Source organism: Pseudomonas sp., from assembly GCF_036404235.1.
Lineage (GTDB): Bacteria > Pseudomonadota > Gammaproteobacteria > Pseudomonadales > Pseudomonadaceae > Aquipseudomonas.
The window spans coordinates 26,573-36,717 of the sequence record NZ_DASWOT010000195.1 but is presented as its reverse complement, the minus strand read 5'-3'; the positions used below and the strand labels follow the sequence as shown (position 1 = coordinate 36,717).

Here is a 10,145-nt window from a genome sequence, read left to right as displayed (position 1 = left end):
GGAGTGTCGAATTGAAGCTTCCTTTGCTTGTGACAATGCGTAGGGTCTAGCGGTTGTCACAGAAGAGGGTTGGTTGGGCGTCCAACGTGAGCTTGAGAGCGGAGAACAAGCGTTCCCACCACATGAACTCAGAGCTGGCGTGAGAGAGGGCAAGAAGCTCAGCTTCTATAGAGGACTTAGTGACAGTCTTCTGCCTGACTGCCTTCTAGTCAATAGAGCCTCCGAACAGCTTGAAAACCTACCCCTCCGATGACTTGCGAGAAGGATAGTCGGCAAAAGAGGCGTCAGACGCGCCTATGAACTCCGTAGCGTCAGATGCGAAGCCTTGAGCGCCTGCTGAATGTCCAAAGCAAATGCCTAAGTCTTTAGTCGCTAGCATGTACCTGATCACGCCGTCGGCTGCCCGGAAGTGGTTCCTGCCTGGGTTCGTGATTGTTGATAGGACTGACACACACTTAGCAACATCTGGTCGCGTCCATGCCGCAGGGAAGTTGATGCTGCCAATGCGCGACTTGTACGCGGCTAGTTCGTCCATAGACGCCTTCGCGTCGTTGTCAATTGACAGGTCAACGAATAGCGACATCGGGATAAGTCCACGTGTAAGGAGATCAGGTGTGAGCTCCTTCGTAGGCAGAGAAATGGCGAACTTTGAAGCCATCTTCTCGATGAATTGGTCTTGCACGACGTAGAGCGTCCTCCGGTGTCGGTCGCGCGTAACCCTTATGCCAAGGAACCACTCAAGTGGCCCGAGAACATGCATTTCGTACCGATCTAGCAGTGCTGCCTTGAGCCTCTCAAACTCAGATCGGTTCTTGCTGTCAAAAACAGCGCAAGAGTCATCCACGAAGAAGAAGACTATGAGCTGAGTGCTATAGAACACGCACTCAAGCCCAGGGACTAGTCGAAGGCCGAAGTCGATGAGAAAAGCAGTGAGGTCGCCTTGCCAGAGCGCTCCTGACTGCTTAAGACCGTACAACGCTCTTAACACCTTCAAGGCAACACCTTGAGTCGTAATTCCTTCTAGTACGCGAGTGAAGACTAGTTCATCCAGTTTGACGTTAAGGTACGCTGCCACAAAGTCGAACTGCTCGCATTCTAGGTCGAATTGACAAACAAGAGCCATTAGAAAGCGAAAAGCTCTTGCAGCGAGAGTCGCCGCGTACGTGTCGGCGCTAGTTGACTGTAAGTCGCCGCGAGCGCAAAGACGCGACTTGAACTTCTCAAGCTCGCTAGTTGAGTTGAACTGGTGGCGGCGTGCGTACCGTGCAGGACATCCGCAACTTGTTGAACGCAGGTGCCGACAAAGTATCGATCAACACCGCAGCGGTGTTCAACCCGGAGTTCGTCGGCGAAGCTGCGGCGCGCTTCGGCTCGCAGTGCATCGTCGTCGCCATTGATGCCAAGAAGGTTTCGCTGCCGGGCGAAGCGCCGCGTTGGGAAATCTTCACCCATGGCGGTCGCAAGCCGACTGGGTTGGACGCGGTGATGTGGGCGAAAAAAATGGAAGACCTCGGCGCTGGCGAGATTCTGCTGACCAGCATGGATCAGGACGGCATGAAGAATGGCTTTGACCTGGGCGTGACCCGCGCCATCAGTGACGCGCTGGGCATCCCGGTGATTGCATCCGGCGGCGTCGGTAATCTTGAGCACTTGGCTGCTGGCGTGCTTGAAGGTCACGCCAGTGCGGTATTGGCTGCAAGTATTTTCCATTTTGGCGAATACACCGTGCCGGAAGCCAAAGCGTACATGGCCAAGCAGGGCATCGTCGTTCGCTGAGTTGGGCGGTGCTGGCTGTATTTATAGATCGGCCAGCACACCTTCATGCCCTATTAGTTTTGTGCCTGTGGATATGGATCAAGGCAGCAGCAGGTCTGTACGCGGCAATTCTTTCGCCACGATGATCTATTTAGGGCTATGGCTAATTAGTGCATAACATCCTCACGAGGTGAGGATTGTTGTTTAGTGGTATCCGAAGTGATGGTACACATTTTCAAGGGAAGCATTTTTGTAGGTATAGCTCGAGTGAATATTCCGTTCAGGCGATAGCCCGCCGGGTCATTGCAATCAACTTTTTCCGGCGCTCCGTATTTAATTTTGTAATGCGCGATTAGCGGGTTGGTGAGCAGCCAGTTGACGACGTATTTCCCGCTCGACTCTTTGGTGATCTCCATTTCAGGAGCTGGTGTTTCGCTTTGTTCGTGCAATTGCATGGCCAGGCTCAACGCGTTTCTCACACTGCTGCTGTCCAGAGCCATATCGGCAGCATCCACACCCACGATGCACAGTATCTGTATGCCCACTTGGGGCTCTACTTGCGCGTCAATATGCGCATTATCTGAAGCTTGAGCTGCGCTGTATCCCATCGGTTTTTCACATTCATCGGCATCGATGGCTGTTTTAAAGCGATAAAAATTGCTGCTGATACCAAACTTCAGATCCCAGCTGGGATACACCAACTCGCCTTGAGCATCCCGTGTCCGTCTGGTATGCCTAGGCGGCGGAGGAAAGTTCGGGAGGGTTACCGAAAAAAGTGGAGACAGCTCACAGCTTGCGGCCTTGGCATTGAACACGCTGTCAACAAAGCAGCGGTTAAGAAAGGTCACTTCGTTGCCATAGTTGCTATTTTTTTCCCACGCTGGATATCCGCGAGGATGAGAGCCGACACTCGGGTGTTGGCTAGCGGTGCTGGTGTTGACAAGCGCTACTATCCTATTTGAAAAACGATCAATCATCGGGCTGCCTGAGCTACCTGGTTTTACCCCTTCGCATTGGTTCATCGTTAGATGGCGCCAGACCCAATCCCCTTCAATTTTTGTTCCTCCGTCCCCCAGCTTACAAGCGGCCAGGTTCAATGTCTGAACACGGGCGCCGGTGGGCGCGCCAACATTGAGTACGTCGCTACCAATAGCCAACGGTGCATCAGCCAGCCGAAGCGGCCGGATGCCATCCGCAATGAGTTGTTCCAGTGGTGCTGTAAGTCTGAGAATTGCGATATCTCGGACAGTCAGGGTGCTGTAGCTGATTTCGGCGATTTCGTAAGTCTTGCGCTGGCCTTGTGTGTCGGCAAAGTAGTTAAGGGCGATGCTTGCCGACACCGGATTGCCGACAATTACTTCGCCATTCGCACCTGACATACAGTGCCCTGCGGTCAAGACATACGCGGGTGATTGTGCGTTGCTGGCAGCACTTCTTGTATCGAGTACAGTGCCCGTGCAGGCGTTTACACGGCCGATAGCATTCCAGTGATCATGCGCACCGTCGTGGTTATTAAGCACTTTATGGGGCGAGCCGTTGGCCAGGTTTTCCCCATAATCAAAAACGTTGGTTTCCGGTCCTTCAGTTTGAGATGAAGGTCCGGGTGACAGTACTGTTTTTTGTTCGGCAGCTTTTCCGAAGTGCGTGCGAATGCCAACGATATCGCGGTCATCATTCATATTCAGAGCACGATGTTCGTGGGGTTGCAGGACCGAGGCAATAGCGTTGAAAAAGCTGTCAGTGTTTCGATCAACTGAAATGAACTCATCATTGATCAGTGAGAACGCCTCGTAGTGTCCTTGACCATAATCACGCAGGATGATTGCCCCTCGTTGAGCGGCATCAAGATCAATGTGTTGTTGCGGCGTAATGATGGTCAGGTTGTGGCCCAGTGCAGACAGCTCGTCCGTGGCTACTTGCCGAATCAGATTGTCAGACTGTGGGTTGAACGTTCGTGTGTGGTAAACCGCATCGAGCGCTTGCTCTTGCTTTGCAGTGGTTTCGAGCGCAAGCCTCGCTGTGATGAAGGACTGCGGCAGTACGCCGGTACTGAAATAGCTGTGCTGTTCGGTGTCCGACAGCGGCGCCGTTTGCAATAGTGTGGCCAAGCGGGAAGTGGTCAGGCTTGGGGTATCGCGATGGAGGTCACGAATCAAGGCTGAGGTGGTCGGTTTAATCGTATAAGGCAGGAATGGATTAACAGTCCCCATGACGTCGGGAGCGGACTTGCTGTCTGTTTCGTGCAACATGGCGTCAAACAACTGCGTGCGGTGTTTTTTAGCAAGATCGGCAATCTCATCACGTAGATGTGCAATGCGGCCAGCCGTTGTAGTCCCTCCGACAAAGTCACCACCCAAACCCAATTGAGAACCTTTAGGTTGCCCCGCGAGGATAAGCTCGAACAAGTTTTCAGGGTTTGAAGCCCCTAAGGCGTCGTTGGGATCATTGGTGTACTCGCCGTTGCTCAGTTGCTTGATGTAAATCGTATGGTCGGTCTCCCCAATATTATTACCCTTGATGTACGTCGCCAGTTGATCGCCATCTTGATCATGCAGGGCGAGTACGGTGTTGGCAGGCCAGTTTTCACTTTGTACGATCAACGCGAACAACATGCCATGCTCGCCAGGAGGTGGTAGGTAACCTCGGCTCGGCATGTTTTCGATGATCTGCTTGATCACTTGATCGATGCGTGAGCGCTGCTGTTGATCGGCCTGCGCATCAGAGGGTTGTTCTAACGATATTTGATTGGGTGCGGCGCCAGGTAAGTCTGGAGGTTCAGACGTTGCATGAGCTAGTACACAATGTGAAAGCATTGCTGGGATACAGAAAAGTGCTGCGGTAAGTTTTAGGTTCATCATCGCTCCTTGATAACGGTCGTCCCTGTAGGTCTCTGGGATACTCCACGTTAAATGTCTTGGGGCGAGCAGTGAGTTACATATGTATTTTTCTAAAATTAACATTGCAGACACATTCGAGCCGACAGCGGTTTCTACACAACGGCTGCTTGCGGTGCGATAGGGTATTCACGGGTTCGTTGGTCATAACGCGTCAATCAGGCAGCGCTGTTTCTGACATTCAATAGAGTGCTATCTGAGAGCGCTCACGCACACTTGGCGACATAAGCGAAGGCTGGGAGATAATTTAGGTATTAGTAGGAAGCCAATTTTGGCGGTTATAACGCGCGGGCTTTTACAACCGGGGGCTTTCGGTGTTTAGCGGTACACCCCGTTTTTTCCATGGCCGACCATTGCTTGGTTGCCACGTTCAGTGACCATGTGGCGGATTTCGATCCATTCGATCCCTTCGGATTTCAGCTTGGGCAGTTCGTGTTCCAGCACATCCAGTGTCACCGGATAAGGATGGCCGATCATCACCGCCGAACCTTGCTTGTGCGCCAGTTTGATCGCCGTTTGTAACTGTCCGGTGATCGCTTCGGTGGTGCGTTCATCGTCCAGGAATACATCCCGAGAGACGCTTGCCAAGCCGATTTTCTGCGCCTCGGCGGCGGCCACGGTTTTAGCGCTGGTGCGGCTGTCCACCAAAAACAGATGTCGACGCTGCAACTCGCCCACCAGCCAAGCCATGGCGACCGGTTCTGCGGTCATGCGGCTGCCCATATGGTTGTTGATGCCCGCTGCATAGGGCACTTTGAGCAATGCCGCATTCAAGCGTGACTCCAGTTCGGGCAGCGGTAATTCCGGATGCCAGGCATAGGGTCCGGTCGCCGGGTCCATGGGCATGTGCAGCATCACGGTCTTGCCGGATTTGTGGGCCTGCCGGGCGAATTCGCTGGCATGAGGGGTGTCAGGCATGATCGCCAAGGTGACTGGGCCAGGTAGATTGAGCGCACGTGTATCGCGCTCAGGGTTCTGCCCCAGGTCATCGATGATCAGGCTGAGGTACGCGATTTTCGGCGCTTTGCCCTGGGTTTGAATGGCTTCGCCAGGCGCCGCCTGAACGGCACCCGTCAAAACAACAAGGGCGCAAGTGAGCCCGGTAAACCAGGCGCGCATATCAGTTGCCGCGCGTCACACTCAGCCCTTTGAGCAAGCTGAGCGCCTGATTGAGCTGATAATCATCGTCCTGTGGCCGCGCTTTGCCAGCCTTGGCGGCGGTGGTGGGTTTGTCTGCGCCGCCGTTGCCGTTGCCCAAGTGGCCGAGCAAGTCGGCTTCCTTGTAGTTCTCGCCATCCGTTTCTGCGGTTACCTTGGCGCGACGTACTTCAATGTCGGGGTTGATACCCTGGGCCTGAATCGAGCGGCCATTTGGGGTGTAGTAAAGCGCCGTAGTGATCTTCAAGGCGCGATCATTATTGAGTGGCAACACGGTTTGTACCGAGCCTTTACCGAAGGTATCGGTACCCATCAGGATGCCGCGTTTCTGATCTTGCAACGCACCGGCAACGATTTCCGAGGCAGAAGCACTGCCGCCGTTGATCAGTACCACCAATGGCACACCTTCGCTGGCGTCGGCCGGGTCGGCAGAGAAACGCAGCTCGGAGTTGGCGATCCGGCCCTTGGTGTAGACGATCAGGCCCTTGGTCAGGAAGTGGTCAGCCACTTCGACCGCCGACTGCAACACGCCTCCAGGGTTGTTGCGCAGATCCAGAATCAGACCGCTCATTTTCTTGCCATTGTCTTTGCGCAACTTCGCCAGCGCCTTGCCGACTTCTTCGCCGGTTTTGACCTGGAACTGCGTGATGCGGATATAGCCGTAGCCATTCTCCAGCATCTGCGATTTCACGCTCTTGACCTGAATGGTGGCGCGCGCAAGCGTCACATCGAACGGCGTGCCGCCATCACGCACCAGCGTGAGGGTGATCTTCTCGCCGATCTTGCCGCGCATCTTGTCGACCGCTTCCTGCATGGTCTGACCTTGGGTCGGTGCGCCATTGATTTTGACAATCAGGTCGCCCGCTTCGATGCCTGCCTTGGAGGCCGGTGTGTCATCGATCGGTGAGACGACTTTGATGAAACCGTCTTCGATACCGACTTCGATGCCCAGGCCGCCAAACTCTCCGCTGGTACTTTCCTGCAACTCTTGGAAATCTTCCGGGCCAAGATAAGCCGAGTGCGGGTCAAGGTTGCTGAGCATGCCTTTGATGGCGTTTTCCAGCAGCGTCTTGTCATCCACAGGCTCGACGTAGGCGGCTTTGATCCTGTCCATGACCTCGGCAAAGGTGCGCAGCTCATCGAGCGGCAGTGGCGCCTTGACGTTGGCTGGCGCAGCAGTCGGCGCGGCGGCGGGAATCGCTGATGGGGTGGCGCCAGCGGCATGGGCCAGAGGGGCACCGATAATCACGGCGATAGTCAAGGCCAGCGAGGTGAGGCGGGACGAAAACAGCATGTCTTACGAACTCCTGATTGAGGTGTCGACTTATCCTTGAGTGCGACACCATTGGGCCGGATCACTTGGGCGACCCTGCTGACGAATAGCGAAATACAACGCCGGAGTATCCTGACCGCCACCACTGTTACCGACAGTGGAGATCGCATCCCCGGCTTTTACAATGTCCCCAGCTTCTTTCAATAGACTCTGGTTGTGACCGTACAGACTCAAATAGCCGTTGCCATGGTCGAGAATGACCAGAAGCCCCGCGCCACGCAACCAGTCGGCGAAGACCACACGACCACCATGCACAGCGTGTACCTGACTGCCCGCGGCGGCGCTGATCATCACGCCATCCCACTTGGTTCGTGCATCGTCGCCACGGGTTTCACCAAAACGCGCCAACAATCGACCATCGACAGGCCATGGAAGTTTTCCCTTTGCCTGATCAAAAGGTCCGCCGTAGGACTGGCCGGCACTGGAAACCAGCGCGCCAGGGGCTTTTGTCGGGCGGCGCGGTGCTTCCTCGCTGTCGTCCTTGCCACGGCTTTTGGCCAGCGCTTCTTGCTCGCGCTGGCGTTTCTCGGCCTCTTGCTGGGCAATCAGCGCTTTCTGACGCGCTTCTTCGGCTTCTCTGGCCTGGCGCGCCAGCGTTTCTTCAATGGTTTTCAACACTTTCGCCAGATCGGCCTGGTCTTGCTGACGCGATTGCAGTTTCTGGTCGCGGGCCTTGTAGTCCTGATTCAACTTGGCGAGGGCGGTTTGCCGTTCTTTGCGCACCTCGTCGAGCTTGGCTTTCTGATCATCCAGTGAGCTTTTCTGGACCAGCAATTGTGCTTGCTGCAAATCGATGTCTTTTTCTACCCCAGCCAATTGGCGCAGGGTTTCATTGAAGCTGCGTAACTGCTCCAGGCGGGCCTGGCTCAGATAATCGTAATAGGTGAGGGTGCGGGCAAATTTTTCCGGGTTCTGCTGGTTCAGCAGCAGTTTCAGGTATTCCTGACGACCGCTTTGATAGGCGGCGCGAGCCTGGATAGCGATCAATCGTTGCTGTTCAACGCGTGCGCTTTGGAGTTTTTTTTTCTCCTGGTCGAGCCGTTGAAGCTCGGTTTCACTCTTTTTTAGTTCTTTTTGCAGGGCCTCCACCTGCTTTTCCAGCTTGCCCATTTCCGTTTCGGTGGTGCGCAGGTCTTTTTGAACGCCGGATTTTTCTTCCTGCAACTGGCCGAGTACCTTCTTCAGTTCGGCAATGTCTTGACGCGTGGCATCCAGCTGTTTCTGGGTTTGTGCGCGCTCATCATCGGCGAACGCCGGATTAAGCAGACATATCAAAGCAAGGGCGATCAGGGCGCGGAGCATGAGGGCAGGCGATACCAAGGAGTGAAGACGGGCCTAGTATGCCCGCCGCAGGCTGCAAAAAAAACGTTCTAAGGGCGCGTCTTTCAGACATTTCATACAAGTACCGGCGCTGTCGGCTTACGACAGCCCGGTTTAGAGCGCCTTATTTCGGAACGAGGATGGAATGGCCGGTCATCTCTTGCGGCACTTCCATGCCCAGTAGTTGCAACATGGTTGGCGCGACATCGGCCAGAACACCGCCTTCGCGGACTTTCAGATCACGCTTGCCGACATAGATGAACGGGACCGGCTCGGTGGTGTGCGCGGTATGCGGCTGATGGGTTTTCTCATCCGTCATCTGTTCGACGTTGCCGTGGTCTGCTGTGATCAGCGCTTCGCCGCCAACTTTTTCCAGTGCTTGGGTAATACGCCCGACGCACACGTCCAGGCATTCGACCGCTTTGACGGCGGCCTCCATGATCCCGCTGTGGCCGACCATGTCGCCGTTGGCGTAGTTGACCACGATCACGTCGAAACGCTGGTTGACGATGGCGTCGACGATCTTGTCGGTCACTTGCGGCGCGCTCATTTCCGGTTGCAGGTCGTAGGTGGCGACTTTTGGTGAAGGAATCAGGATGCGTTCTTCGCCTGGAAACGGTTCTTCACGGCCGCCGGAGAAGAAGAAGGTCACATGCGCGTACTTTTCGGTCTCAGCGATACGCAACTGGGTTTTGCCATTGTTCGATAGATACTCGCCGAGCACGTTGTGCAGGCTGCCGGCCGGGAATGCCGATGGCGCGGGAATGGTCGCTGCGTATTGAGTCAGCATCACGAAACCGGCAAGCTTTGGCTGGCGGGCACGGGCGAAGTCCTTGAAATCGTCTTCGACGAAGACACGGGTCAGTTCGCGGGCACGGTCGGCACGGAAGTTCATGAAGACAACCGCGTCGCCGTCTTCGACCTTGACCTGATCGCCGATTCGGGTGGCTTTGACGAATTCGTCGTTCTCGCCACGCTCATAAGCAGCGTCCAGGGCGGCTTTGGTGGTGTCAGCCTGGAATTCCGATTGGCTGTCGACGATCAGATTGTAGGCCGATTCGACACGGTCCCAGCGATTGTCGCGGTCCATGGCAAAGTAGCGACCGATGATCGTTGCGGTGCGACCTTTGCCCAGGCGCTTATAGGCTGTTTCCATGGTCTCCAGGTATTTGTGGGCGCTGCGCGGTGGCGTGTCACGACCATCCAGGAAGGCGTGCAGGTAGATTTTCTCGGCGCCACGCTTGACGGCCAGTTCAACCATCGCCACCAGGTGATCTTCATGGCTGTGGACGCCGCCGTCCGACAGCAGGCCCAGAATGTGTACCGCTTTGCCTGCGCCAACCGCAGCGTCCACCGCTTTGCAGATGTTGGGGTTTTCGAAGAACTCACCGTCGCGGATTGCTTTGGTCACGCGGGTGAAGTCTTGATACACCACGCGCCCGGCGCCGAGGTTCATGTGTCCGACCTCGGAGTTACCCATCTGACCGTCTGGCAGGCCGACATCCATGCCTGACCCCGAAATCAGGCCGTTGGGCATCGTTTTGTACAAGCGCTCGAACACTGGCATTTTCGCCGAATAGATCGCGTTGCCCTCATGGCTGTCGCTGTGTCCGAAGCCGTCCAGGATGATCAGGACCAAAGGTTTAGGCGTGGTAGTCATTAGATCCCTCGTCTGCGGATGGTGT

6 protein-coding genes and 1 pseudogene are annotated in these 10,145 nt (G+C 55.4%); 1 reads left to right on the top strand and 6 read right to left on the bottom strand.

Annotated elements, in window-relative coordinates; all coding sequences use genetic code 11:
* Positions 1-238: 238 nt before the first annotated feature.
* Positions 239-1,123: a reverse transcriptase domain-containing protein gene (locus VGC62_RS24715; RefSeq protein WP_331189703.1), complete on the bottom strand. Its 885-nt coding sequence runs from the start codon at positions 1,121-1,123 to the stop codon at positions 239-241.
* A gap of 122 nt (positions 1,124-1,245) precedes the next feature.
* Here VGC62_RS24715 and hisF point away from each other — a divergent pair.
* Positions 1,246-1,776, top strand: a pseudogene (gene hisF, locus VGC62_RS24710) (imidazole glycerol phosphate synthase subunit HisF); the annotation flags it as partial.
* A gap of 146 nt (positions 1,777-1,922) precedes the next feature.
* Here hisF and VGC62_RS24705 read toward each other — a convergent pair.
* The 5 genes from VGC62_RS24705 to gpmI all read right to left on the bottom strand — a co-directional run bounded on the left by VGC62_RS24705 (position 1,923) and on the right by gpmI (position 10,120).
* The gene (locus tag VGC62_RS24705; protein ID WP_331189702.1) at positions 1,923-4,610 is read right to left on the bottom strand and encodes a serine protease; all 2,688 of its coding nucleotides are present in this window, start codon (positions 4,608-4,610) and stop codon (positions 1,923-1,925) included.
* Positions 4,611-4,967: 357 nt separating this feature from the next.
* A complete protein-coding gene (locus VGC62_RS24700; RefSeq protein WP_331189701.1) occupies positions 4,968-5,768 on the bottom strand; it encodes a divergent polysaccharide deacetylase family protein in 801 nt (266 codons plus the stop codon).
* Between the two features lies 1 nt (position 5,769).
* The gene (locus tag VGC62_RS24695) at positions 5,770-7,101 is read right to left on the bottom strand and encodes a S41 family peptidase (protein WP_331189700.1); all 1,332 of its coding nucleotides are present in this window, start codon (positions 7,099-7,101) and stop codon (positions 5,770-5,772) included.
* Positions 7,102-7,131: 30 nt separating this feature from the next.
* The gene (locus VGC62_RS24690) at positions 7,132-8,442 is read right to left on the bottom strand and encodes a murein hydrolase activator EnvC (protein WP_331189699.1); all 1,311 of its coding nucleotides are present in this window, start codon (positions 8,440-8,442) and stop codon (positions 7,132-7,134) included.
* A 142-nt stretch (positions 8,443-8,584) separates the two neighbouring features.
* A complete protein-coding gene (gene gpmI / locus VGC62_RS24685; protein WP_331189698.1) occupies positions 8,585-10,120 on the bottom strand; it encodes a 2,3-bisphosphoglycerate-independent phosphoglycerate mutase in 1,536 nt (511 codons plus the stop codon).
* Between the last annotated feature and the right edge of the window lie 25 nt (positions 10,121-10,145).